This is a genomic window from Pseudoalteromonas sp. SG44-5 (genome assembly GCF_014164175.1).
In the GTDB taxonomy this organism is placed as follows: domain Bacteria; phylum Pseudomonadota; class Gammaproteobacteria; order Enterobacterales; family Alteromonadaceae; genus Pseudoalteromonas; species Pseudoalteromonas nigrifaciens.
Window position 1 is genome coordinate 41,498 of the sequence record NZ_JACJES010000005.1, and the last position, 25,109, is coordinate 66,606.

General features: G+C 41.9%; 18 protein-coding genes. 5 read left to right on the top strand and 13 right to left on the bottom strand.

What is annotated here, in order from left to right:
* The first annotated feature begins 261 nt into the window (after window positions 1-261).
* Complete coding sequence (locus H5079_RS07905; protein ID WP_011329388.1) at window positions 262-2,334, top strand: M13 family metallopeptidase; 2,073 nt, start codon at window positions 262-264, stop codon at window positions 2,332-2,334.
* Window positions 2,335-2,515: 181 nt separating this feature from the next.
* Here the strand turns inward: H5079_RS07905 and mutT are convergent, their stop codons facing one another.
* From mutT to H5079_RS07920, 3 genes are all read right to left on the bottom strand, one after another.
* Entirely contained in the window at window positions 2,516-2,914 is a 399-nt protein-coding gene (mutT, locus tag H5079_RS07910) for an 8-oxo-dGTP diphosphatase MutT (RefSeq protein ID WP_011329387.1), read from the bottom strand.
* A 72-nt stretch (window positions 2,915-2,986) separates the two neighbouring features.
* Window positions 2,987-5,695, bottom strand: coding sequence for a preprotein translocase subunit SecA (gene secA, locus H5079_RS07915; RefSeq protein ID WP_089368818.1), 2,709 nt, complete (start codon window positions 5,693-5,695; stop codon window positions 2,987-2,989).
* A 419-nt stretch (window positions 5,696-6,114) separates the two neighbouring features.
* A complete protein-coding gene (locus tag H5079_RS07920; protein ID WP_182683859.1) occupies window positions 6,115-8,142 on the bottom strand; it encodes a methyl-accepting chemotaxis protein in 2,028 nt (675 codons plus the stop codon).
* Between the two features lie 110 nt (window positions 8,143-8,252).
* Between H5079_RS07920 and H5079_RS07925 the strand changes: the two genes are divergently transcribed.
* Window positions 8,253-9,023 carry an NAD-dependent epimerase/dehydratase family protein gene (locus tag H5079_RS07925; RefSeq protein WP_041454596.1) on the top strand — a complete coding sequence of 257 codons (771 nt, stop codon included), beginning with the start codon at window positions 8,253-8,255 and terminating at the stop codon, window positions 9,021-9,023.
* Here H5079_RS07925 and hutH read toward each other — a convergent pair.
* The 3 genes from hutH to hutC are packed head-to-tail and all read right to left on the bottom strand — an operon-like array spanning window position 9,020 to window position 12,962.
* Complete coding sequence (hutH, locus tag H5079_RS07930; RefSeq protein ID WP_182683860.1) at window positions 9,020-10,552, bottom strand: histidine ammonia-lyase; 1,533 nt, start codon at window positions 10,550-10,552, stop codon at window positions 9,020-9,022. The genes H5079_RS07925 and hutH overlap by 4 nt on opposite strands.
* Window positions 10,553-10,554: 2 nt before the next feature.
* Complete coding sequence (gene hutU / locus H5079_RS07935) at window positions 10,555-12,228, bottom strand: urocanate hydratase (protein ID WP_182683861.1); 1,674 nt, start codon at window positions 12,226-12,228, stop codon at window positions 10,555-10,557.
* 20 nt (window positions 12,229-12,248) lie between these two features.
* A complete protein-coding gene (hutC, locus tag H5079_RS07940; RefSeq protein ID WP_011329381.1) occupies window positions 12,249-12,962 on the bottom strand; it encodes a histidine utilization repressor in 714 nt (237 codons plus the stop codon).
* A 120-nt stretch (window positions 12,963-13,082) separates the two neighbouring features.
* Here hutC and hutI point away from each other — a divergent pair, with 120 nt between their 5' ends.
* On the top strand, window positions 13,083-14,330 hold the full coding sequence (gene hutI / locus H5079_RS07945) for an imidazolonepropionase (RefSeq protein ID WP_182683862.1): 1,248 nt from the start codon (window positions 13,083-13,085) through the stop codon (window positions 14,328-14,330).
* 41 nt (window positions 14,331-14,371) lie between these two features.
* Window positions 14,372-16,141: an EAL domain-containing protein gene (locus tag H5079_RS07950; protein WP_404936204.1), complete on the top strand. Its 1,770-nt coding sequence runs from the start codon at window positions 14,372-14,374 to the stop codon at window positions 16,139-16,141.
* Here the strand turns inward: H5079_RS07950 and H5079_RS07955 are convergent.
* On the bottom strand, window positions 16,138-17,187 hold the full coding sequence (locus H5079_RS07955) for a formimidoylglutamase (RefSeq protein ID WP_182683863.1): 1,050 nt from the start codon (window positions 17,185-17,187) through the stop codon (window positions 16,138-16,140). The two genes, H5079_RS07950 and H5079_RS07955, sit on opposite strands and share 4 nt — an antisense overlap.
* A 1-nt stretch (window position 17,188) precedes the next feature.
* Window positions 17,189-17,686, bottom strand: coding sequence for a ribonuclease E activity regulator RraA (gene rraA / locus H5079_RS07960; protein ID WP_011329377.1), 498 nt, complete (start codon window positions 17,684-17,686; stop codon window positions 17,189-17,191).
* A 334-nt stretch (window positions 17,687-18,020) separates the two neighbouring features.
* On the opposite strand from rraA, the gene H5079_RS07965 reads away from it, so the two are divergent.
* On the top strand, window positions 18,021-19,901 hold the full coding sequence (locus H5079_RS07965; RefSeq protein ID WP_182683864.1) for a methyl-accepting chemotaxis protein: 1,881 nt from the start codon (window positions 18,021-18,023) through the stop codon (window positions 19,899-19,901).
* 27 nt (window positions 19,902-19,928) lie between these two features.
* Here the strand turns inward: H5079_RS07965 and H5079_RS07970 are convergent, their stop codons facing one another.
* The 5 genes from H5079_RS07970 to priA all read right to left on the bottom strand — a co-directional run bounded on the left by H5079_RS07970 (window position 19,929) and on the right by priA (window position 25,043).
* On the bottom strand, window positions 19,929-20,303 hold the full coding sequence (locus H5079_RS07970) for a gamma-butyrobetaine hydroxylase-like domain-containing protein (protein ID WP_011329375.1): 375 nt from the start codon (window positions 20,301-20,303) through the stop codon (window positions 19,929-19,931).
* A gap of 67 nt (window positions 20,304-20,370) precedes the next feature.
* Window positions 20,371-21,699: an HslU--HslV peptidase ATPase subunit gene (gene hslU, locus H5079_RS07975; protein WP_011329374.1), complete on the bottom strand. Its 1,329-nt coding sequence runs from the start codon at window positions 21,697-21,699 to the stop codon at window positions 20,371-20,373.
* Between the two features lie 11 nt (window positions 21,700-21,710).
* Window positions 21,711-22,229 (bottom strand): ATP-dependent protease subunit HslV, encoded by a 519-nt coding sequence (gene hslV / locus H5079_RS07980; protein WP_011329373.1) that lies wholly within the window; start codon window positions 22,227-22,229, stop codon window positions 21,711-21,713.
* A 79-nt stretch (window positions 22,230-22,308) separates the two neighbouring features.
* On the bottom strand, window positions 22,309-22,836 hold the full coding sequence (locus H5079_RS07985; RefSeq protein ID WP_011329372.1) for an SPOR domain-containing protein: 528 nt from the start codon (window positions 22,834-22,836) through the stop codon (window positions 22,309-22,311).
* Window positions 22,837-22,856: 20 nt separating this feature from the next.
* The gene (gene priA, locus H5079_RS07990) at window positions 22,857-25,043 is read right to left on the bottom strand and encodes a primosomal protein N' (protein WP_182683865.1); all 2,187 of its coding nucleotides are present in this window, start codon (window positions 25,041-25,043) and stop codon (window positions 22,857-22,859) included.
* Between the last annotated feature and the right edge of the window lie 66 nt (window positions 25,044-25,109).

Below are 25,109 nucleotides of genomic sequence, written 5' to 3' on the forward strand. Positions count from 1 at the left end.
ATAACTCGTTTATAAGCTCACATAGTTATTGATAGCACTATGTGGGTCACTCATCGCATTAAAATACTTTGTTACATATTCAATTTTATTGTTACCCCAATGGGGTTTATGATAGCTACTTAATACGCCTATTAACTAGGTTGCAGTTAATGCTTATTTCATTAAGTAAAAGTACATAAAATGTCATTACGCAGCTTTATGCTGCTGGTATTTGAATATTAATGAAATAGGTATTTATTTTAACTAACAAACGGAATCCTTATGATTAAAATAACAATGACCGCCGCAGGTATTGCGCTGGCACTTGGGTTGGTTGGTTGTGGTGAACAACAAGAAATTAAAGTAAACGAAACTCCCGCGGTTAGCGCTCCAGTTCCAGCTCCTTTTGCCTTGGGTATTGAGCTGGAAAATATGGATAAATCGGTACGCGCTCAAGATGACTTTTATTACCATGTAAATGGTCAATGGCTAGCTAAAACCGAAATTCCTGGCGATAAATCTAACTATGGTTCGTTTTCGCAATTATATGACGAGTCGCAAAAGGCGATGAAGACAGTACTTGAAAGTGCGGCAGCAAATAGCAATGTTGAAAAAGGCAGTGATGAAGCAAAGTTAGCGGCATTTTATAATAGCTACATGGCAGAAGAAGCGCGCGAAGAACTTGGCATCCAGCCACTTGAGCCATCATTGGCAAGCATTGACGCCGTTAAAGGTAAAAAAGATTTAGTTACTTTAATGGCGCAATTACAGATTAAAGGCGGCGACTTGCCATTTGGTTGGTATGTAAATAATGACGCTAAAAACTCCAGCGAAAATGCATTGTATGCGTATCAAGCTGGGTTAGGTTTACCCGATCGTGATTATTATTTAAAAGATGATGAAAAGTTCACTAAAATTCGTGCTTCTTATCAAGCTTACATTGCTAAAATATTAGCCAAGTCAGGGGTTGAAAATACAGAGGCTGTGGCTAAAAATGTATTAGCGCTGGAAAAAAACCTTGCTGAGGCGCAGTGGAGTCGAGTAGAGAGCCGTGATGCAACCAAGTCTTATAATAAAATGAGCCTTGCACAAGCAAATAAACTAATGGGTGACTTTGATCTTGCTAGTTACTTTAAAGCGATAGGCATAAACACCGAAGAGTTAATTATTAGCCAGCCGAGCTACTTTGAAAAATTTGCGACTATTTATAAAAACACCGATTTAGCAACATGGCAAAATTACCTTAAGTTTCACTTTGTAAGTAATTACGCTCAGTTACTCGATAAAGAGTTAGTGGACCTTAAGTTTAATTTTTACAGTACAACTTTACGTGGTGTAGAAGAACAAGCACCACTTTGGAAGCAAGCGGTTGATGCTTCAAACAGTGTGCTAGGTGAGATTTTAGGTAAAGTGTACGTTAAAGAGAACTTTCCACCAGAAGCGAAAGCGCGTATGGAAGAGTTGGTTGATAACGTAATTAAAGGCTACGGTGTTGCGATTGAAAATTTAGAGTGGATGAGCCCGGAAACTAAAATTGCCGCTCAACAAAAGCTAGACAAGTTTACACCTAAAATTGGCTACCCAGATAAGTGGAAAGACTACTCAGCACTAGAGATTAACCCTGATGAATTAGTCGGTAACTACATTCGTTATAGCGAATGGGCTTACAGCGATATGATTGCCAAATTGGGTAAACCAGTAGACCGCTCAGAGTGGCACATGACACCACAAACTGTGAATGCATACTACAACCCAGTAAATAACGAAATTGTGTTTCCAGCAGCTATTTTACAGCCGCCATTTTTTAACTTAGAAGCAGATGATGCAGTAAATTACGGTGCTATTGGCGCGGTAATTGGTCATGAGTTAGGCCATGGTTTTGACGACCAAGGTGCTAAATACGACGGCGACGGTAATTTACGTAACTGGTGGAGCGAGTCAGACCTTAAACAGTTTGAACAGCGAACCGCGGCTTTAGTTGCTCAGTATAATGAATACAAACCTTTTACTGATGCTGGCGTAAATGGTGAATTGACGTTAGGCGAAAATATTGGCGATTTAGGCGGCCTTACGGTTGCGCATAAAGCGTATATGCTATCTTTAGGTAACTCTAAGGCTCCAGTGATTGATGGCTACACTGGCGATCAGCGCTTCTTTATGGGCTGGTCACAAATTTGGCGTCGTAAGTATCGTGATGAAGCGTTGCGTAACCGCTTAATGACCGACCCGCATTCGCCTAGTCATTACCGCGTAATTGGTATTTTATCGAATATGCCTGAGTTTTATAAAGCATTTGACGTTAAAGAAGGCGACAAAATGTATATTAAACCAGAGGACCGCGTAAAAATTTGGTAATTTAATTACCTAACTAAAAAGTACCTAACTAGAAAGTACCTAACTAGAAAGTACCTAACTAGAAAGTATCTAACTAAAAAGGCCAGCAAGTGTTAACTTGCTGGCCTTTTTGTAGCTGCCTAATAATGGCGGTTTATTGTTATTATTATTTTACTAAAAGAGTATAGCCAAATATTAAGCGTTAAATATATTTCGCTTTTATAGCGCTAATAATATCGACGTTAGCTGCTGGAAACTCGTAGTTATCTAGCTCGTCAATACTTACCCAAGCATTATCTTGCCCTTCTGCGCCATGTGCTTCACCACTAAAGTTACTCACCACATGTACGTTCAGCTTTACCGTTTTATCATCGTAATCGTGTTTTATTGTTAGCAATTCACTGGAACTAAAAATAGTGATGCCAATCTCTTCTTGAAGTTCACGCTTAAGTGCTCTAAATACACTTTCACCGGCTTCAATTTTACCACCAGGAAACTCCCACAAACCTCCTTGATGTTGATCATTTGCCCGCTTGCAAATAAACAGAGCGTTATTTTTTTTAATTACGCCAACAGCCACATTTACAATTATACTAGTCATTTTATCTCCCTTAAACACCATAAAAAAAGCGACGCAAGCGCCGCTTTTTACGAAATTTATTACACTATTGGATTATTTTAATTTGCCACAACATTGCTTAAATTTTTGACCTGAGCCACAAGGACAAGGATCGTTACGGCCTACTTTTGGCTCGCTACGTGCCATTACAGTTGCGCTTTGTGGTGCTTCGCCGCCTACATGCTCAACTTCTTCATGCTGATATTCGCGAGGAGCGTTTTCACTTTTACGGTGTTGCTCTTCTACTTTTTCAACATCTTCTTCGGCGCGTACTTGTACTTTGCTTAAAATACTTACTACATCTATTTTTAAGTTTTCTAGCATTTCAGCGAATAGCTCAAACGATTCACGCTTGTACTCTTGCTTTGGATTTTTTTGCGCATAACCACGTAAATGAATACCTTGGCGTAAATGATCCATTGCTGCCAGGTGATCTTTCCAATGCTGATCTAGGCTTTGTAACATAATCGCTTTTTCGAATTGACGTAGTACTGAATCGCCTACCATCTCTTCTTTTTGCTTATATGCTTGCCCAACCGACTCTTCAATGCGCTCACGAAGTTTTTCTTCATAGAGTTTATTGTCATCAGCTAGCCACTGAGTAATTGGCAATTCAATTAAGAAGTCTTGTTTTAAGCGCTCTTCAAGGCCAGGTACATCCCACATTTCAGCCAAGCTTTGCGGTGCAATGTACTGATCAATAATATTACTCAGCACATCACCACGAATAACCGTGATAGTTTCTGAAATATCGCCTTCTTCAAGTAGTTCGTTACGCTGTGAGTAAACCACACGGCGTTGATCGTTTGCTACGTCATCGTACTCAAGTAATTGCTTACGCACATCAAAGTTACGTGCTTCTACTTTACGCTGTGCATTTTCAATCGCACGGTTAACCCATGGATGTTCTATCGCTTCACCGCGTTGCATGCCTAGTTTACGCATCATGTTGGTCATGCGCTCGCCAGCAAAAATACGCATTAACGCATCGTCCATCGATAAGTAAAAACGGCTTGAACCGGCATCACCTTGACGACCAGAACGACCACGTAATTGGTTATCTATACGACGAGATTCATGGCGTTCAGTACCAATAATATGTAAACCACCTGCATCAATTACTGCGTCATGGCGTATTTTCCATGCAGCTTTAATTTCAGCAATTTGTTCATCAGTTGGGTTTTCAAGCTTTTCAACTTCGCTGTGCCAGTTACCACCAAGTACAATATCGGTACCACGGCCAGCCATGTTAGTGGCAATCGTTACTGTGCCTGGTAGGCCAGCGTCTGATACGATATCAGCCTCTTGCGCATGAAATTTAGCATTAAGTACGTTGTGCTTAATTTTTTCTTTGCGTAAAAATTGCGATAAATACTCAGAGCTTTCAATTGAAATAGTACCTACAAGTACAGGTTGTCCGCGTTCTTGGCAGTCTTTAATATCAACTAAAATAGCTTCGTATTTTTCTTCTTGCGTTAGGTACACTAAGTCGGCGCGATCATCACGAACCATCGGCTTATTAGTTGGCATAACAACAGTGTCTAGGCCGTAAATAGACTGGAACTCAAATGCTTCCGTATCGGCTGTACCTGTCATGCCCGCAAGTGTTTCGTATAAGCGGAAATAGTTTTGAAAGGTAATAGATGCAAGCGTTTGGTTTTCGTTTTGAATATTTACGCCTTCTTTAGCTTCAACAGCTTGGTGTAAACCTTCTGACCAACGACGACCTTCCATTGAACGACCAGTGTGCTCATCAATAATGATAACTTCGTTTTCTTTTACAACGTAATCAACATCTCGTTGATAAAGCTTATGAGCACGAAGCGCTGCATAAACATGGCTTAGTAGCGTAATGCTGGCTGCAGAATAAAGCGAATCGCCTTCTGCAATTAAGCCGCGCTCAGTAAGTAGCTCTTCAACTTTAATTTGGCCACGTTCAGTTAAATGAACTTGCTTAGACTTTTCATCAATAGTGAAATCGCCATCGCCTTCAATACCTTCTTCGTCTTCTTTTTCTTGTAGTTCAAGTAAAGGCACCATGGTATTAATTTCAGTGTATAGCTCTGAGCTGTCCTCAGCAGGGCCTGAAATAATAAGGGGCGTACGGGCTTCATCAATTAAGATAGAATCCACTTCATCGACAACAGCATAAAATAATGGACGTTGTACACGCTCATCTATGCTAAATGCCATGTTGTCACGCAGGTAGTCAAAACCAAACTCATTATTAGTACCGTACGTAATATCGGCAACATAAGCTTGTTTTTTCTGCTGTGGCATCATACCCGGTACGTTACAGCCTACTGTTAAACCTAAAAACTCAAATAACGGACGGTTAGTTTCCGCATCGCGTTTAGCTAGGTAGTCGTTCACGGTAATTACGTGTACGCCCTTACCAGTTAAACCATTTAAGTAAGCAGGTAATGTAGCTGTGAGTGTTTTACCTTCACCGGTACGCATTTCTGCAATACGGCCTTGGTGCAGTACCATGCCACCGAGTAGCTGTACGTCAAAGTGACGCATGCCATTTACACGTTTAGATGCTTCACGTACCACAGCAAATGCTTCAGGCAGTAAGTCGTCAAGGCTTTGTCCGTTATCGTAACGTTCTCTAAACTCTGCTGTTTTCGCTTTTAAGTCGTCATCAGAAAGCGCTTCTAATTGCGTTTCAAGTGCATTGATCAGTGCGACCGTCTTTCTTAGGTTTTTAATAGTGCGGTCATTGCGACTACCAAAAATCTTGGTAAATAAATTAGATATCATGATAAAACCGTTACAATGTATTTTTTTGCCAGCCGTACATCGGCTAACCCATTTTTAACAATTGATAATTAATGTATTCTTTAAAGTAACACCGAGGACACATTAATTAGCAATTTTGTATTAAACCGTTCAAAAAGCACTGTTTATTACGTGTGCTACTATACCAGACTCTGCTAAACAACAAACCATCTCACTAAAAAGATATGGATTAAAAACAGAAAAACTTAATCTAGTACATAAAATTGCTATATATTTTTATACGAGGTGAAAACTGTTAGCAAAGCTAGTGATATTAAGTAAGTTTCCACTTTGAAATATCAACAGTCACTCAAAGATATGGTGCTGAATAAATTAAAAACAAGGGGGGTAATAAGCGCTTAAAGTTTATCCTCAAGCGCTTAAATATAAGTAGCCGGCGTTTATAGTTTAAACTGGTTTACCGTTTTATTTAATGCCCCTGCAAGGTCACTTAAATCATGTGCTTCATTGGCAAGTGTGTGTGCATGCTCTGCGGTACTATTAACTAAACTATTAATAGCACTAAGGCTGGTATTAATATCTTCTGCTACTACCGTTTGTTGCTCGGTAGAGGTGGCAATTTGATGACTTTGATCTTGTACTTTAGTTACCGACAGGGCAATGCTTTGTAGTGAGCTAAGTACTTCTTTTGTTTGCAACACAGAGTCCTCGGTTTGTTTTTGCCCTTGTAGCATCATACTAGAGGCTTGCTGAGCAATTTGCTGTAAACGGGTAATCATATTGCGAATATCGTCGGTTGACTCTTGTGTACGACTCGCCAACGAGCGAACTTCATCGGCAACAACGGCAAAGCCGCGGCCATGTTCTCCGGCGCGGGCCGCTTCTATGGCTGCATTAAGCGCGAGTAAGTTGGTTTGATCGGCAATTGAGTTAATTACATCAACCAATGCGCCTATGTTATTACTTTCTTGCTCAAGCCCGGCAACCACCTTAGAGGCTTCGCCAATATGTTCAGCCAGCGCACTCATTACACTTTGTGCTTGGCTTGAGCGGCTTGCACCATCGGCAGTAATTGCTTGTACTTCTTCTGCTGCGGTATTTGTTTGCTGTGCGTTACGTGATATTTCTTGCACGGTAGTGGCCATTTCTGTCACTGCGGCACTAACACTATCTACTTGTTGTTTTTCTTGCTGAATTTCTGAATTCGTTTGTTGCGATACCGTTTTAAGCTGATCGGCAGCGGCACTTAATTGCTCAGCTTGTGCTGCGGTGTCTAGCATCATCGCTCGCAACTTATCAATAAAGGTATTCATATGATTAGCCAGTTGGCCTACTTCGTCTTGGCTATCAATATTAATTTTTTGGGTTAAATCACCCTCGCCAGAAGCAATGTCGCGCATAATATGCGTGAGTGTAGTGATTGGTTTTGAAATCATATGGGTGGCCCATAAAATCATTGCTAAAATAATCACTAAAATAATGATAACGGCGGTTGTAGTGGTTGTAACCGCAGCATTTACCGGGGCTTCAATCATACTGGTTGGAATTAATAAACCCACATACCAATCTAAATGAGGCTGCTCTAATTGTAGGCGGTTATAAACCACATAAAATTGCTCGCCTTTAAGCATAACAGCTTGGCTACCCGCGAGGTTATTTTGCATTGCACTGTTAAGTGTTTTAAACCCTGAGGTATTATTAAATTGTTGTTCAAGCGCATCGAGTCCGTCTTTACCGTTAGGGCCTTCGTCGGTGACAGAGAGTTTATGCCCAGATGCTTTTGAAAAGTGCACAACTTTTTGTTGATCATCTAATAAAAAGCCATAGCCTTGGCCGTTAAAGCGAATGTTTTCGACCATGTCGTTAATTTTATTAAGTTGTAAGTCAACGCCGCCCACACCAATTAATTTGCCTTGTGGGTTATAAACAGGTTGTTGTACAACTGCTGAGGCATCGCCGGTGGTTAAGTCTACCGAAATAGGGCCTACGTAAAGCTTATTAATTTGCATTGCTTCTTGCCACCAACCTCGTTTGTACGCGTAGTAAGGTTCGCCATTATAATATGCAGTACGTTCGTTTTCTTTAAAGTACTCGCCGGTAGTGGCTGAGGCAAAAAAAGCAGATAAAATATTTTCATCATTTGCACTTATGCGTACAAAGTCTTGATTTATAGCCAAGTAGCCGTTGGCATTTTCTAGGGCTTGATCGCGCTTATCCCACGCGGTAAAAAAATTCACCAAATGCGGATTATTAATAAAGGTGGCAACTACTTTACCGTATGTAGCAAAGTAACTTTGCATTGATAATTGCTCGCTTTGTAAGTAGCTTTGAGCCTCACGCTCTATATTAACTCTGGATAGTTTGGCAATATGGTTAACAAAAAAAGTAGAGGCAATGAGCAGTAAAATAGTAATTGTTCCGCCAATCAATAATAATATTTTTTTTCTTAATGATAAGTTATTTAGCATAAGTGCACATGTTGTTATTGTTTTTGTAACAGATATCTAAGCATATTTAATTTTAGAACTCTATGAAATGAGTTAAGAATTATACATTTAAATAAACGGGGTCATATAAATTGAATCATCAGAGTAACAACTTAGTGGTACTAGGCGCGGGCTGGCTAGGCAGTGCTTTATGCGTTAATGCGCAGCAAGCAGGTTGGCAAGTGCAGGGTACACACCGCTCAGCAGTGCATGAGCATGATTTTGAACGTCAGTTTTTGCTAGAAAATGGCCAGTTAACGCATCAAATTGATTTACAAAATGCCTACTGGGTGTGCGCTATTCCTCCACGTAGTCGCCATAGTGAAAACAATTATGCGCAAACATTAACGGCAGCACTTACACTGGCAAAAAAACTGAATGCTAAGGGCTTTTTACTTTGCTCATCAACGGGAGTGTACGATCAAGAACCAGGTGTATATAGCGAAAGCAGCGATATTTCGTGTACAAACGAGCGACAAATAAAGCTATATGAAGCTGAAGAGCAAGTACTAGAGCAAAACGGTAAAGTGCTGCGCTTAGCCGGTTTAGTTGGACCCAATAGAGAGCCGGGGCGTTTTATTGCAGGTAAAGAGCTAAATACCTCTGCCGAGCAAGTCGTTAATATGGTGCATCAGCAAGATGTGATTAACGCTATTTTTGCGGTGCTTGAGCATTGGCATCAAGGGCAGAGTATTTATAATGTGGTTAACCCGTCGCATCCTTGTAAGCGCGATTACTATGCGCAAAAGTGCCAACAACATGGCGGCGAAATGCCACGCTTTACGGGAACCGATACGGCTGAGCGCAAAGTGCTTGGCTCAGCCATTGAGGCGTTAGGGTTTAGTTACCAATACGCAATTTAATAAGATACTAAGCAGTCACCCTCAATAAAGTTGCATAACTTGCCTGCGTTTAATAACGCATTTGCAGCTTCAATATCGGGGGCAAAGTAACGGTCTTTATCGTAGTAGCTTACATGCTCGCGCAGTAAGCTTTTAGCACGCTCTACTTTAGCAGCAGCTGTAAGCGGCTTTCTAAACTCTAACCCCTGCGCGGCCGCTAACCATTCAACAGCAAGTACGCCCTGGGTGTTATCGGCCATTTCCTTCAAGCGCCTTGCCGCAAAAGTGGCCATAGACACATGATCTTCTTGATTCGCCGAGGTTGGCAAACTATCTACAGAAGCTGGGTGGGCAAGTGATTTGTTTTCAGATGCCAGCGCTGCGGCAGTTACTTGGGCGATCATAAAGCCTGAGTTTACGCCGCCATTTTCAACTAAAAAAGGCGGCAATTTAGATAGGCTAGAGTCAATTAGTAAAGCAATTCGGCGCTCGGCAAGTGCGCCAATTTCAGCAATGGCAATTGCTAAGTTATCGGCGGCCATTGCCACCGGCTCTGCATGAAAATTACCGCCAGAAATAATATCACCCACATCAGCAAATACCAGCGGGTTGTCGGTTACGCCGTTAGACTCACATAATAAAACTTCTGCCGCCTGGCGAATTTGGGTTAAGCAAGCACCAAGCACTTGTGGCTGACAGCGTAAAGAGTAGGGGTCTTGTACTTTTTCACAATTTACGTGTGATTCACTAATTTGTGATTGTGGACCTAGCAAGGTTCTAAATATAGCTGCAGTATCTATTTGCCCTTGTTGGCCTCGAATTTCATGAATACGCGCATCAAATGGTGCTCGGCTGCCCATGGCCGCTTCAATACTCATAGCGCCAATTACGCAGCTTTGTGCGTATAAATCTTCTGCTCTAAATAGCCCTTGTAATGCAAAAGCAGTCGAGGCTTGGGTGCCGTTTAAAAGGGCTAAGCCTTCTTTAGCGGCTAAGGTAAGTAGTTTTAGCCCCGCAATTTTAAGCCCTTGCTCGGCACTGATTATTTGCCCTTGGTGGCGCATGTGGCCTTCGGCTAGTAACGGCAAGCACATATGAGCAAGCGGTGCTAAATCGCCCGATGCACCCACCGAGCCTTTTTTAGGCACGCAAGGGTATACTTGGCTATTAAGCAACTGGATAAAAAATTCAATGACCTGCAAACGAATACCAGAATAGCCACGCGACAGTGAATTAATTTTTAAGATGATCATTAAGCGTACGGTACTGTCATCCATATATTCGCCAATACCTGCCGCATGCGAAAGTACAATAGAGCGTTGTAATAGCTCTAGTTCGTTATCGGCAATTTTGGTGTTAGCTAATAAGCCAAAACCGGTATTAATACCATATACAGTGCGGTGCTCGTTAATTACGTTTTGCACTGTTTGTGCGCTGGCAGCTATTTGCGACTCGGCATGCTTTATAAGGCTCAATTTTACCGGTGAATTATTAATTTTTCTTAGTGTGTTTAAATCAAGCGAGCCGGGGGTGAGAGTTAGTTCAAGCATGATCATTCCTCGTTTAACATTGGTAAGTCTAGGTTTTGCTCTTTTGCACAATTTTTTGCTATATCGTAGCCTGCATCCGCGTGGCGCATAACTCCAGTTGCAGGGTCGTTCCACAGTACGCGGGCAATACGCTGTTTTGCTTCGTCGCTGCCATCAGCCACAATAACTACGCCTGCATGTTGGCTAAAGCCCATACCTACGCCACCGCCATGGTGTAGCGATACCCAAGTTGCACCACTGGCTGTGTTAAGAAGTGCATTGAGTAATGGCCAATCAGATACCGCATCAGAGCCATCTAGCATAGCTTCGGTTTCGCGGTTAGGGCTAGCAACCGAGCCAGAGTCGAGGTGGTCGCGACCAATAACAACCGGGGCTTTAAGCTCGCCATTTTTAACCATGTTGTTAAAAGCGAGCGCAAGACGGGCTCTGTCTTTTAATCCTACCCAGCAAATACGCGCCGGTAAGCCTTGAAACTGAATACGTTCACGCGCCATATCAAGCCAGTTATGTAAGTGTGCGTCATCGGGGATTAACTCTTTAACTTTGGCATCGGTTTTATAAATATCTTCGGGGTCGCCCGACAGTGCCACCCATCTAAATGGGCCAATGCCTTCGCAAAATAAAGGACGAATATACGCAGGTACAAACCCTGGGAAATCAAACGCGTTGGTAACGCCTTCATCAAATGCCATTTGCCGAATATTGTTGCCATAATCAGTGGTAGCAGCGCCCGCTTGTTGCAGCGCGAGCATAGCTCTTACTTGCACCGCCATTGATTGCTTAGCTGCTGTTACAACCGCTTTTGGGTCTTGTTCGCGCATTTTAGCTGCATGTTCCATGCTCCAGCCTTGCGGTAAATAGCCATTTAGCGGATCGTGCGCTGAGGTTTGATCGGTGACCACATCGGGAGTAACGCCACTTTTAACTAAAGTGCTAAACACATCGGCAGCATTACCAAGTAACCCGACCGAAAGAGCGTCACCTTTTACGCACGCATTAGTTATAAGTTGTAGTGCGTGTTCAAGGTTGTTGGCTTTAATATCTACGTAACCGGTTTTTATTCTAAAATCGATACGGGTTTCATCGCATTCCACCACTAATGCACAAAAGCCTGCCATAGTTGCAGCAAGAGGTTGTGCGCCGCCCATGCCACCAAGCCCGCCAGTTAATACCCATTTACCTTTAGCACTGCCAGCAAAATGTTGTTTAGCCATGGCCACAAAAGTTTCGTAAGTGCCTTGCACTATGCCTTGTGAGCCAATGTAAATCCAAGATCCCGCGGTCATTTGCCCGTACATCATCAAGCCCTTTTTATCGAGCTCGTTAAAGTGCTCCCAATTAGCCCAGTGCGGTACTAAGTTAGAATTAGCTATGAGTACTCGCGGCGCATTACTGTGGGTTTTAAATACCCCTACAGGTTTACCCGATTGTACGAGTAGCGTTTCGTCATCTTCGAGTCTATCGAGAGTTGCTATAATTTTGTCGTAACTTGGCCAGTCACGTGCAGCGCGACCAATGCCGCCATAAACAACTAATGCATGGGGATGCTCTGCAACGTCAGGGTCTAAGTTATTCATTAACATGCGTTTAGCGGCTTCGGTTTGCCAACTTTTAGCGCTAATTTTATCGCCGTGGGGGGCGCGTATTGTGCGGTTGTTGTCGAGTCGATTGTTCATATTTACTCCTGTTGTAGTTTTTAATTATTATTTTTAAAAGTTAAGTGACCACCTAAACGATACTTACTCCCTGGTGAAACAAGTCGGGCATAACTCACAATGCCGTTACTTGACCAAGTACGGCGAATGAGTTGCAGGCAAGGTTCTTGACTCGATAAGTTAAGCCACTGGCACATTTGTTTATTGGGCATAATGGCTTCCACCGTATGCGTTGCTTGGGTAAGCGGGGCTACATTCGATAAGTACTCATGTGGAGTAAGTAGCGTAAAATTTTGTTGTAAGTACTGCGTGGCAAAAGTGGGATTTACAAAGCGCTCCTCTATTTGCAGTGGTTTAGTATTTTCGTTATGCAGCAATACACTGCGATACACAGTGCTGTTAACTTTAATACCCAGTGCAATGGCAATACTAGTGATTGCGGGTAGCGACTCAAGGGCCAATACCGTACAGCTATAATTACCATTGCGTTCTTTTACTTCATCGGCAATATTTTTAATTTCAAGCAATGACGACTGCGATTTAAAGCTAGCAACAAAGGTGCCTAACCCTTGGCTGCGAGTTAAAATTCCCGCCTCGGTTAGCTCGCTTAATGCGCGTCGAGCGGTCATACGGCTTACAGAAAATTGATTGCTTAGCTCGTTTTCAGAAGGCACACGCTGGTTTTCTTGCCATGTAGCACTGCTAATTTTATCAACTATAAACTGTTTTATTTGTGCAAATTTAGGCGTTGTCATGGTGTATTTAATTGTATTAAAAATAAACTATAAGATTAAGATGGCATAATTACCTTGTATATACAAGATGGGTTGTTAGACTATATTTTAGTCATTATAAAAAACACAAGGGCGCGCAATATGCAAAGTGCAACACCAGGTTATGAATTAGAAGATATTGATTTACTGCTTACCGATGCCAACATTGCCACTATGGATACTGCTGTAGAGGCGCCTTATGGCGCGATAGAAAATGCAGCCTTAGCAATCAAAAATGGAAAAATTATGTGGCTAGGTGAGCAAAAAAACTTACCTAGTTTTGATGTGTTTGCAACGCCGACCTTGAGTATAAAAGGGCAATGGTTAACCCCAGGGTTAATAGATTGCCACACGCATTTAGTATTTGCAGGCTCTAGAGCAGAGGAGTTTGAGCAGCGCTTACAAGGGGTGAGTTATGAGCAAATTGCTGCCCAAGGTGGCGGTATAACTAGTACAGTTAAAGCCACCCGCGCTGCCGATCAAGAGCAGTTATTTGTAGCCGCCAAAGATAGGTTAAATACGTTACTGGCAGAGGGCGTGACAACTGTTGAAATAAAGTCGGGTTATGGACTCGATACTGCCAACGAAGTAAAAATATTAGAAGTGGCGCGCTTACTTGATGAGCATCACCCTATTAATATTAAAACCACCTTTTTAGGGGCGCATGCGCTACCACCAGAGTACAAAGGGCGTAGCGATGACTATATTGATTTAGTATGTAACGATATGCTTGATCAGGTAGTGGCTAATAACCTTGCTGATGCGGTTGATGTTTTTTGTGAGAATGTAGGCTTTAGCTATACCCAAACTAAGAGGGTGTTCGAGGCGGCAAAAAAACATAACTTGCCAGTAAAATGCCATGCCGAGCAGCTCTCTAATCAACACGGTGCTGAGCTGGTGGCGCAATTTAACGGGCTATCGGCTGATCATATTGAATACCTAGATGAAGATGGCGTAAAAGCGATGGCACAGGCCGGCACAGTAGCAGTATTGTTGCCTGGCGCATTTTACTTTTTAAGAGAAACACAACTTCCGCCAATAGCTTTGCTTAATCAATATAAAGTGCCTATAGCGATTGCTAGCGACTTTAATCCGGGCACCTCACCGCTGTGTTCGCTACAATTAATGATGAATATGGCATGCACATTATTTAGATTAACACCCGAGCAGTCACTTGCTGGAGTAACTCGTAATGCTGCTAAAGCTTTAGGATTAACAGACCGCGGAGTTTTAAAAGTAGGTGCGAGGGCCGACATTGCACATTGGCAAATAAGCCATCCAGCACAATTAAGTTACCAGTTTGGGGTAAATAAACTGTTAAACTTATGGATTATGGGTAAACTTATTTAGTCACACCTTTACCCCAGACCGATAAGTAGGCCTTAATATTTATGCTTTTATTTAATTTTTTAGCCAGTACCAGTAGTGCTAATTTGAGCTTGCTTAGCGACAGTGGCTTGCCGGTTTTTTTTAGTGGCGCCTTACTTATGGCGATGATCGCTACCTTGCTGAGCGTAAAAAATACAGCATCTAGATTAAGCTACTTATGCACAGGGTTAATAGGGTTGGCTATTTTAAGCAGTGGTGCTGCATGGCTTAGCGCTTTACTCGCATTAGGTTTTGGCTTTAATTTGTGGCATGCAATTGTACATAAAAACAAGCTGTTAATTATATTAAGTGCACTTGCTGCGGTGTTGTTTATAGCATTACTTATAGCCATTGCAGCGTTTGGCATTGCACTGTTTTGGATTGTTAGTGCGGTGTTGTTATTATCATTAACTGGGTTTATTACTAATAATGAGACACTTAATCAAGCGCCCTTGAAGCAGCAGCAAGCAGCACCTGAACATTACATCGAAAGCTCTCCGCTGGCCTCTTTTGCCGATAAACAAAAATTACGTCAAGGTTATAATACGTGGCGTAATAAAGCACCGTCACTAGGGGCGTTGGTAATTCTTCGTTTAGAAGGTTTTGAGCAAGTTAATCAGCATATTGGGCGTGATTTTGGTGATTTACTGCTTGCTCAGTCGGCGAATAGAATAAAAGAATTACTCAATAATGATGGCATTGTATCGTTAGAGGACGATGAAAAGCTAGCCCATTTAGGAGGGCTTAATTTTGCCTTTATTTGTAACTTAGCCAGCCATAAACACTTGCATGAAAAAATAATTACCGAAATATTTGGCGCTACACTTAAACCTTTTAATGTGGCTAACTGCACTATAGAAGTGACCGCAAGAGCAAGCTATGTGCATTGTAATGAGCAAGATGAAGACTTTGATAATTTAATTAAATCGGCTTATTTAGCACTTGATAGCCAGCCAAAACAACAGGTGGTTGCTTATCATCAACAAATGATGATCGAGCAGTTAGAGCAGCAAGCACGATTAAAAGAGCTTGCAGAAATTGATTTCACCAATGAGTTCGAGCTGTATTTTCAGCCGGTTATTGTAAATGATAATGGCCAAATTGAGTTTTTAGAACTATTACTGCGTTGGCAGCATCCTAAGCAAGGCATACTTTCAGCGAGTCGTTTTATTGATGATATTAGAATTGCAGGGCTTGCTTACCCACTGGCTATATTTGTTATAGAGCGCGCTGCTGAACTTGCAATGGCATTGCGTATGGAGGGCTTTGCAGTGCCATTGAGCATTAATGTATTTGGCCCTGAAATGCTCAATGAAGAGTTTGTAGAATTTGTAACGAGTGCTATGAAAGAGCATAACTTAAGGCCTGGCGATTTAATTGTTGAGTGCCCGCTACATATTTTTACTAACCTAGATGACAAAGGGCGAGCCATGATTGCGCGGCTTAATAATATAGGCTTAAAAGTGTGTGTTGATGGTTTGGGCGATAACCCCGTTTCGCTCTCTAAGTTACCTAGTTTAGCGGTAGAATACATTAAAGTCGCGCCAGCATTAACTGCTGATTTTAGTAATCAAAACAATATTCGCAGCCTAGTTGTTGGTATGGTGCAAATGCATAATCAACAAAGTACTAAGGTTATTTTTGAAGGGGTTGAAACCCTAGATCAGCTTAAATTTGTAAAAAGCCTAAAAGGCTATGCAGCACAAGGCTATTATTTTGGCCACCCATTAAGCAGTGTTGGTTTAATGAGCTGGTTAAAGCAGTGGCAATTAGCGCAGCAGCAAAGTAATTAAGCACACTCTTTGGCTTGCAGGTAACTATTCACTAGTGCGCTAATAACTTGTCCGCAATGCACTTTACCGGCTTTAATCCCGCTGGGATGTTGAATAGGAGCTGCTTCGCATAAGTGTAAGTAGTGAGAGTGGCGGTTGCTTGCAGCTAAATGTACAAAGTGCTCAGCGTCACTTACGCTAAAACCACTACAGGTATAAGCACTTACAGGCATAAATGCAATGCTATCTAAATCAACCTCAACACCTAGAGGCGCTGCATCAAAACTCTCCAGCGCATTGCTCACTGCTTGAGTTAGATTAATTTCACGTTTAACGGCGATTGACTGATAGCTATTAAAAGTAAAATTAGCAGCGGCTAACGCATCTATAATAGCTTGATTGTTTTTTAGCTCGTGCAAGCCAATAACATGGTAACTTTTTAAACACTGCGCGCTGTACGCATAGCTAAAGCCATTACCACTGTGGCGGCCTTCGCATTCTCGAAAGTCGGCGTGGGGATCAAAATTTATAGCGTTAATAGCGGTGTTTTTATACTTAGCTAACGCTTTTATAATACCTAAGCAATTATTATGGCCACCACCAATAACAATGGGTTCAAGTCCCGCTTTAAATATTAAACTTAATATAGCTTCTACGCGTTGATCAAGTTGCTCACATAACTCACGCAACTGTGTTAAATGGGCAGGGTTTTGGTTGTCGAGTAGAGCGCTTTGCGCCATTAAGTCAGCGGTGTGCACTTCGCCAAGTAACAGTACTTTTTGCGTGGCAATAAATTGATTATAAGGCTGGTTTAAAAAACGTTGTAAAAAAGCCGGCCATGCTTGCTCTGCACCCCCGGCTCCTAAGTTTGCTTTTGGGCCAATATCTTCACAAATACCCAGTAACACGTAGCGCATGCCAAATTGTGCGGCATCGCTAAGCGCTTGTTGTATATTTACGTCGGTATCGAGTAATGACATTGACTGCCATACTTTGGTTTCGTTAGCGCGACTAGTGCAAAACGACTTAACCGCGCTTTCATCGTAAACGTTTAAATAGTGCGCCACGTTATATTTCTACGATTTCCAGTTCTAGCTCTTCTGCAGATAATACAATGCCGGTGCTGTCGGCATAAATAAAGTCATCATCAAAAAACGATACGCCAGCAAAGTTAACCCCAATGCCGTCTTCGCCTGCGCCTTGGCTATCTGCTGCAACCGGAATAGAGGCAATAGCTTGAATGCCTAAATCAAGCTCTTCAATTTCGTCTACGTGGCGTACAGCCCCGTAAACAATAATACCTTGCCAGTTGTTTTCAAGTGCAAGTTCGGCCAGTTCAATATCGATAAGCGCACGACGAGTAGAGCCACCACCGTCAATAAGTAGCACTAGGTCTGTACCATCTTGAGAAAGTAATTCACGGATAAGTTCATTATTTTCAAAACATTTAACCGTTTTAATGCGGCCACCAAAGCTGTGTCGGCCACCAAAGTTGATGAACATAGGTTCAAGCACGTCAACCACATCGGCAAAGTGGTCACATAAGTCAGAAGTGCTGTAATCCATTATTTTATCCTCAAAAGATACATTAGTTTATGCTTCAGTATACCCTCCTTATATGCAATAACAACGACTTAATCGCAGTAAATTTAGGCAAAATAGGCGGCTAATAAATAATTTGTAATCATTGGCCTATACAATGTATAGGCCTTAAGTTATTGCTGGCATATAATCCGCAACTAAATAATTGCGCGGTTAATTAAGCTAAATAACGTCACTTTAAAAAGTGCTCAGCAGTGCAGGTGTTTTAGTGTTTTTCGGTATTTCTTTCTTTGTTAAAAGCTTAAGTTATTTAAGTGTAAGTAACAGAGTTGCTCATTAAATTTTTAAAGGTGTAACAATGATTGTTTTGCAAAACTTGACCATTAAGCGGCGTTTACAGCTAAATGCTTTAACTGTTGCTTTGGCCATGCTGGCTTTTTTATATGTAATTATCACAGGTTCACAAACCACGTTAAAGTTAACTAACATCACGCAACAGGCCGAGCAGTTAAACATTCATCAGTTGCAGTTAAGTGCACATGAAAAAACCTTTTTGTTTTATAAACAGCCACAAGCACTCTCATTATTTGAACAAGAATACGCACAGTTAAATAAACAAATAATTCAATTACAATCGCAAATGCAAGATTCAGAGATTGATACACAGCAGATAACTCTCTATATGCGTTTAATAAAAAGCTTTTATAGTGATTTTAATGAGGTTGTGCGACTGCAAAAAAGGATTGGCTTACATCAAGACGATGGGCTTTATGGGCAGCTGCGAAGTGCTGTACATGAAGTAGAAGGTTTGCTCAATCAACAAGATGAATACCAGCTATTGACCCTAATGCTACAGCTAAGACGTGCCGAAAAAGACTTTATGTTACGTTTGGATGAAAAATATTTAGCAAGTTTTCAAGATCATGTTGATACGTTACAGCAAAAAATAACGAGCTCATCACTAAGTCAAAACATTAAAAGTAATTTAAAAAACCTACTGTCTAATTATCAAAGTGCTTTTCAAACATTGGTAAAAGCGCAGCTTGAATTAGGTGTTGATCTAGACTCTGGCGCACTTGGGCGCATGCAACAAAGTGTAGAGCAAAGTGATCAGTTGGTAATGCAGTTAGTAGCAGATACTAAATTGCAAGTTGAAGCCAGTATAGCTAAAGCACAGTCGGTCGCTATTATGGTGTTTATTATATCGGGTATTATAGTTTTAACCCTGGTTTACTTAACCAGTCGCTCTATCATTGTACCTGTAGAGCGTATTTACCAATCTATAAACAAGATTCGACGCAATAATGATTTAACAGTAACCATTGAGCAAATTGGCAATGACGAAATTACGATTATGTCGAAAGATTTTAATAGTTTAATTGGTGACTTTAATAACCTTATAAATGAGGTGAATGGGGCTTTAAATGCGTTAAATATCGCGACTGAAAATTTATCAGAAAGTACCGCCGCAACCAGCTCGGGTATGCAAGAACAATTACATGAAGCCGATATGGTAGCCACTGCAGCGACCGAAATGCAGGCGACCATTCAAGATATTTCACATAATACCGAAGCTGCTGCTAAAAAAGCAGAATCAACTAATTTAAGTGCGCAACAAGGTCGTAGTGAGGTTGAGTCAACCGTCGCGCATATTAGAGGGTTGTCTGACTCTTTAGAGCATGCGTCAAGTGTCGTTTCTTTATTAGAAAAAGACGGTGAAACAATAGGCTCTGTGCTTGATGTTATTCGTGCGATTGCCGATCAAACTAACTTGTTAGCGTTAAACGCTGCTATTGAAGCCGCTAGAGCGGGTGAGCAAGGCAGAGGGTTTGCTGTAGTTGCAGATGAAGTGCGCTCATTGGCTCAACGAACACAAGAATCTACAAGTGAAATAGAAGGTATAATAAATACTCTACAACAGCGCACTCAAGAAGTGGTGAGTATTATGCATCAGTGCCGCTCACAAGGTGATGAAAGTGCATCGCAAGCAAATAGAGCTGGTGAGTTACTCGGAGCAATAACCGAAGATGTGCAAACGATTATGGAAATGAGCACACAAATTGCTGTGGCAATTGATCAACAAAGCCAAGTAGCATCTGAAGTAAATAAAAATGTGGTGAGTATTCGTGATATTGCCAGAAACACCTCAGGGCACGCTGCTAACAATGCGCAAACAAGCGAAGAAGTATCAGCGCAAGCACGAGTGCTTTTTGCTGCAATTGACAAATTTAAGGTTTAAAACTTAGCAATAAAGTACCCGTATAGTTTAAGGAATAAACTTTATGGGTACGCTGTCTTTAGAGTTATTGTGCTCACTAACCCGCTTTAAATACTCATCCCATAGAGTCGCTTGCTGCGCCTGTAGTTTTGCAAAATATTGCCAGCTAAATAACCCGCTATTGTGGCCATCGTCAAAATCTAAACGCAGTGCGTAATGACCAACATGAGCAATGTTTTTAATACCAACGGATTGTTTATTGAATACTAATTTCATTGGCCCTGAGCCATGTCCTTGCACTTCTGCAGAAGGAGAGTGCACACGTAAAAATTCACAACTAAATACGGCTTGGCTGTCATCATCAAAGTAAACATCTAAATTTTTGCTAACGCTGTGGTAATGTACTTTTGTTACGTGTTTCATTTTTATCTCATTAAAAAGCCCCCAGTGCGGAGGCTTTTAGTATAACTGTTTATGCAGCTAATTTTAATTAAAGAATGTAGCGGCTTAAATCTTCATCTTCAACCAGCGCACCTAAGTGTTTTTCAACATAAGCGGCGTCAACTACCAGTGATGTTCCGGCTTGCTCTGAAGCGTCATATGAAATTTCTTCCATTAGTTTTTCCATTACCGTATGTAAGCGACGAGCACCGATGTTTTCGGTTTTTTCGTTAACTTGCCAAGCGGCTTTAGCAATGCGCTCAATTGCATCATCACTAAATTCAATAGTAACTTGCTCAGTTTTAAGCAGTTCACGCTGCTGCTCGGTAAGCGATGCATGCGGCTCTGTTAAAATACGTTTAAAGTCATCAGCAGTAAGTGCTTCAAGCTCTACACGAATAGGAAGGCGACCTTGTAGCTCAGGGATCATGTCTGATGGCTTAGCCATTTGAAATGCGCCCGAAGCAATAAATAGCATATGGTCAGTTTTTACCATGCCGTGCTTAGTGCTAACCGTACAACCTTCAATTAATGGTAGTAAGTCTCGCTGTACGCCTTCACGACTAACGTCTGGACCTGATGAGTCACCGCGTTTACAAATTTTGTCTATTTCATCAATAAATACAATACCATTTTGTTCAACTGCAAAAATAGCCTGCTCTTTTAGTTCTTCAGGATTAACTAGCTTAGCGGCTTCTTCTTCACTTAATAATTTAAAGGCTTCTTTAATTTTTAACTTACGCTTAGTGCGCTTATCGCCACCCATGTTTTGAAACATGCTTTGCAACTGGTTGGTCATATCTTCCATACCAGGGGGGGCCATAATTTCTACGTTTGGTTGTGCTTGAGCTAAATCAATTTCGATTTCTTTGTCATCTAATTGGCCTTCACGTAGCTTTTTACGAAACGTTTGACGAGTTGAAGAGCTGTCATCGCGTTGGCTTTCGCCATATTGATCTTTAGCTGGTGGTAAAAGCGCATCTAAAATACGCTCTTCGGCTGCTTCTTCAGCGCGATGCTTAAACTTTTTAGTTTGTTGCTCACGCGTCATTTTAATCGCAACATCGACTAAATCGCGGATGATGGTTTCAACTTCCTTACCAACATAGCCAATTTCGGTGAATTTAGTTGCTTCTACTTTAATAAATGGCGCGTTAGCAAGCTTAGCTAAACGGCGCGCAATTTCGGTTTTACCAACACCCGTTGGGCCAATCATTAAAATATTTTTAGGTGTTACTTCATTACGTAAATCATCACTTAGCTGCATCCGGCGCCAGCGGTTACGCAGTGCAATAGCAACGGCTTTTTTAGCTTTTGCTTGACCAATAATGTGCTGATCTAGCTCGTGAACAATTTCTCTTGGGGTCATAGCAGACATAGCGGTTCCTGTTACAATTCTTCGATAGTTTGAAAGTCGTTAGTGAATACGCAGATATTGCCTGCAATGGTTAGGCTTTTTTCTACTATTTCGCGAGCACTTAAATCGGTGTTTTCCAGTAAGGCAGTTGCTGCCGATTGGGCAAAGTTACCGCCACTGCCAATGGCAATTAAGTCATTTTCTGGCTGTACTACATCACCATTACCGGTAATGATTAAAGAGGCTGTTTCGTCGGCTACAGCAAGCAGTGCTTCGAGCTTGCGCAAAGCGCGATCGCTACGCCAGTCTTTGGCCATTTCAACCGCGGCTTTAGTGAGGTTACCTTGGTGCATTTCTAGTTTGCTTTCAAAGCGTTCGAAAAGGGTGAAGGCATCAGCAGTACCGCCGGCAAAGCCAGCAATTACTTTGCCATTATAGAGGCGTCGAACTTTACGGGCATTGCCCTTCATTACTGTGTTACCAAGCGAAACTTGGCCGTCGCCGCCAATTACAACATTGTTGCCGCGGCGTACACTTACGATAGTAGTCATATTATTCCTCATCATCGAGCTGCAGGGGCAACTCGTAAAAAACGATTATGAAGAGGTTATATGGGTGAATGGTTTATTTTCAAGTCCAGCCCCAAATTCCGCAGCCGACTATTTTTACACGTTTAAGTTTATTTTTATCGCTCTCAGCTTGGCGCTTGGTTTTATAGGGGCCTAAGCGTACTTTATACCAAATGCCACTGCTGCCTGTGGTCTCTTTTATTTCAGAAATAAGCCCTGCAAAGGCTATTTTAGCTTTTAGCGATTCAGCCTGCGGGTAGGTTCTAAACGAACCGCATTGCATAACGTAAGGGCCTTTTTGTTCAAGTTCTTTTACTTCAACCTGAATTTCGTGGTTTCTAATTTCTTTAATAAACGCAGGCGTACGTGGTACAACAACTTCTACAGGAGTTGTAGGTACAGGGTTAGCTTGTTTTTCAACTAGCTCAGGATCGGCGTTATTTTTAATAAACCATAAGCCATAAGCAAAACCTGCCACCAATAAAGTAACAATTAAAACTAACAGTATTGGAAAGGGTTTTTTAGCGGGCGCTGATTTCGCTTTTTTGCGGTTTGCTGGTTTTTTGTTAATGTAATCGTGCTGTGCCATAGCTTTATTTTGGCCTTAACCTAAATCATGTCTATAGGGTCTACGTCTAGGCTCCAGCGTACTTTTTGTGCAAGTTTGCTAGTGCTTAGATAATCAACCATTTGCGCAAGATATTGGTGCAATACGCGGCGATCTTGCGCTTGAATGTGTAATTGAAAACGATACATACCTGCTACTTTTTCAAGAGGAGCAGGTATTGGACCGAGCAATTGTATACCAGTTACCCCGCTTACTGGAACCAAATCTGTCAAAAAATCGACGACTTGTTTTATATTGTGTCCTTGGGCGCGAACAATGGCCATATTTGTGATTGGTGGTAGGTCTGCATCTTCACGTTCACGCAGTGCAAAGCGAGCAAAATCCTGATAACCATTATTAACCAAATCTTGTAATAGTGGGTGCTCAGGAAAATGTGTTTGCAATAACACTTGGCCTGCCTCACCTGAGCGCCCAGCACGCCCGGCCACTTGCGTAACAAGTTGGGCTAAATGCTCAGTTGCTCTAAAATCACAGGAGTATAAGCCGCTGTCTACGTCTAAAATAACCACTAAACTTACATCGGCAAAGTGATGCCCTTTAGCCAACATTTGCGTGCCCACTAAAATGCGCGCGCCGCCTAGGTTTATTTCATCCAGTGCTTTTTCAAGGCTGCCTTTACGACGAGTAGAGTCGCGGTCGATACGTGTAACAGGGGTTTGTGGAAATTCACTCGATAAAAACTCTTCTATTTGCTCAGTGCCTTTACCATTAGGAAAAATTTGCGTGCTACCGCAGTCGGGGCATTGGTGTGGAACATGATATTGATCGCCACAGTGATGGCAAATCATTTGCCCAATAGCTTTATGAAAAGTGGCACTGGTGCTGCAACGCTTGCATTCGCTTAACCAGCCACATTCATGGCAAATTAACGTGGGCGAAAATCCACGACGATTTAAAAACACCATCACTTGTTTGCCACGTTTTAAATGTTGGCGCATGGTAGCAAGGCTGGCATGGGCAATGCCTGCTTGGTCGGGCTGGCCTTTCATATCGAGTAATTTAAATTGGTTATCGGTAGCGGTTTGCGCGCGCTCAGTAAGGCTCAGTAGTTGGTATTTATTATTAATTGCTTTGTGCAGGGTTTCGAGTGCCGGTGTTGCACTGCCTAATATAAGCGGAATTTTATGCTGATATGCACGATACGCAGCTAAATCACGGGCATGGTAGCGCAGCGTGTCTTGCTGTTTAAAAGACGAGTCATGTTCTTCATCAACCACTATCATGCCGAGCTTTAAAAATGGCAGAAAAATACTCGAACGTGTGCCTATTACTATGGCGCAGCTGGCTTTTTCGCAAAAACGCCAGGTTTGTAAGCGTTCATTATCGGTTAAAGCTGAATGCCAAAGCATAATGGGGGTGTCGGGAAAGCGGCGGCGAAAGCGGTTAACGGTTTGCGGGGTTAAGCCTATTTCGGGCACTAATACTAGTGCTTGTTCGCCGCGCTTTAGTACTTCTTCTAAACATTGTAAGTACACTTCTGTTTTGCCGCTACCGGTTACACCTTCTAATAAAAAGCTGCTAAAACCGCTGCTTTGATTAATTGTGGTGCAGGCAACCGCTTGCTCTTTGTTAAGTGTTGGTTTGCTACCCACTGTTGGGGCTACACTTTGCCAGTGGTTATCATGCTCAATTGACTGCGTTATGAGTGCCTTATCTATTAAGCTATCAATGGTTTTTTTACTAAAGCCCAAAGCTTTTAACTCGGTTAATGACGACTTGCCTGATTGCGATAGCTGCTTTAGTAAATTAAGTTGAGTCTTAGCTTTTAATGACGGCAGCAGCGCGCCTTTTTCCGTTAGGGCTACCATATTAATGCTGGTTTTATCAGGCGATTCGCCTTGGCGTAGTGCGCTTGGCAATGCAATATGAATGGTTTCACCCAGCGGGTAGTAATAATAACGGGCAGTAAAGCGCAGTAACTCTATGTGCTCTGCAGATAAAATTGGCGTATCGTCGATAATTTCAAAAATTGCCTTTATTTTGTTTTCAGGCACTTCGGTTGTTGTTTTAAGCGCTAAAACCACGGCTACTTTACGTTGATTACCAAAGGGTACTAACACCCGCATTCCGGGTTTTAATGGCGCAGAAGCTTCACCAAGCTGGCTATCTACTTTATAATCAAAGGTGCGCGGTAGTGGAACTTTTATAGCAACTTCAACAAAATACATAGTAACTCAACTGTTAAAAAAATAATGGGGGAGGGCGTGCTAATACTTGGCCCTAATGTACTAAAA

Bases quoted from the DNA above. Each gene is read 5' to 3' on its own strand.
- hutC (WP_011329381.1), bottom strand. From the start codon at position 12,962: ATGACAACGCCTAAATTTGCACAAATAAAACAGTTTATAGTTGATAAA.
- hutH (WP_182683860.1), bottom strand. From the start codon at position 10,552: ATGCTTGAACTAACTCTCACCCCCGGCTCGCTTGATTTAAACACACTA.
- H5079_RS07950 (WP_404936204.1), top strand. From the start codon at position 14,372: ATGCTTTTATTTAATTTTTTAGCCAGTACCAGTAGTGCTAATTTGAGC.
- priA (WP_182683865.1), bottom strand. From the start codon at position 25,043: ATGTATTTTGTTGAAGTTGCTATAAAAGTTCCACTACCGCGCACCTTT.
- H5079_RS07905 (WP_011329388.1), top strand. From the start codon at position 262: ATGATTAAAATAACAATGACCGCCGCAGGTATTGCGCTGGCACTTGGG.
- hslU (WP_011329374.1), bottom strand. From the start codon at position 21,699: ATGTCTGCTATGACCCCAAGAGAAATTGTTCACGAGCTAGATCAGCAC.
- H5079_RS07965 (WP_182683864.1), top strand. From the start codon at position 18,021: ATGATTGTTTTGCAAAACTTGACCATTAAGCGGCGTTTACAGCTAAAT.
- secA (WP_089368818.1), bottom strand. From the start codon at position 5,695: ATGATATCTAATTTATTTACCAAGATTTTTGGTAGTCGCAATGACCGC.
- hutI (WP_182683862.1), top strand. From the start codon at position 13,083: ATGCAAAGTGCAACACCAGGTTATGAATTAGAAGATATTGATTTACTG.
- H5079_RS07985 (WP_011329372.1), bottom strand. From the start codon at position 22,836: ATGGCACAGCACGATTACATTAACAAAAAACCAGCAAACCGCAAAAAA.
- H5079_RS07970 (WP_011329375.1), bottom strand. From the start codon at position 20,303: ATGAAACACGTAACAAAAGTACATTACCACAGCGTTAGCAAAAATTTA.
- hslV (WP_011329373.1), bottom strand. From the start codon at position 22,229: ATGACTACTATCGTAAGTGTACGCCGCGGCAACAATGTTGTAATTGGC.
- hutU (WP_182683861.1), bottom strand. From the start codon at position 12,228: ATGAACAATCGACTCGACAACAACCGCACAATACGCGCCCCCCACGGC.
- H5079_RS07920 (WP_182683859.1), bottom strand. From the start codon at position 8,142: ATGCTAAATAACTTATCATTAAGAAAAAAAATATTATTATTGATTGGC.
- mutT (WP_011329387.1), bottom strand. From the start codon at position 2,914: ATGACTAGTATAATTGTAAATGTGGCTGTTGGCGTAATTAAAAAAAAT.
- rraA (WP_011329377.1), bottom strand. From the start codon at position 17,686: ATGGATTACAGCACTTCTGACTTATGTGACCACTTTGCCGATGTGGTT.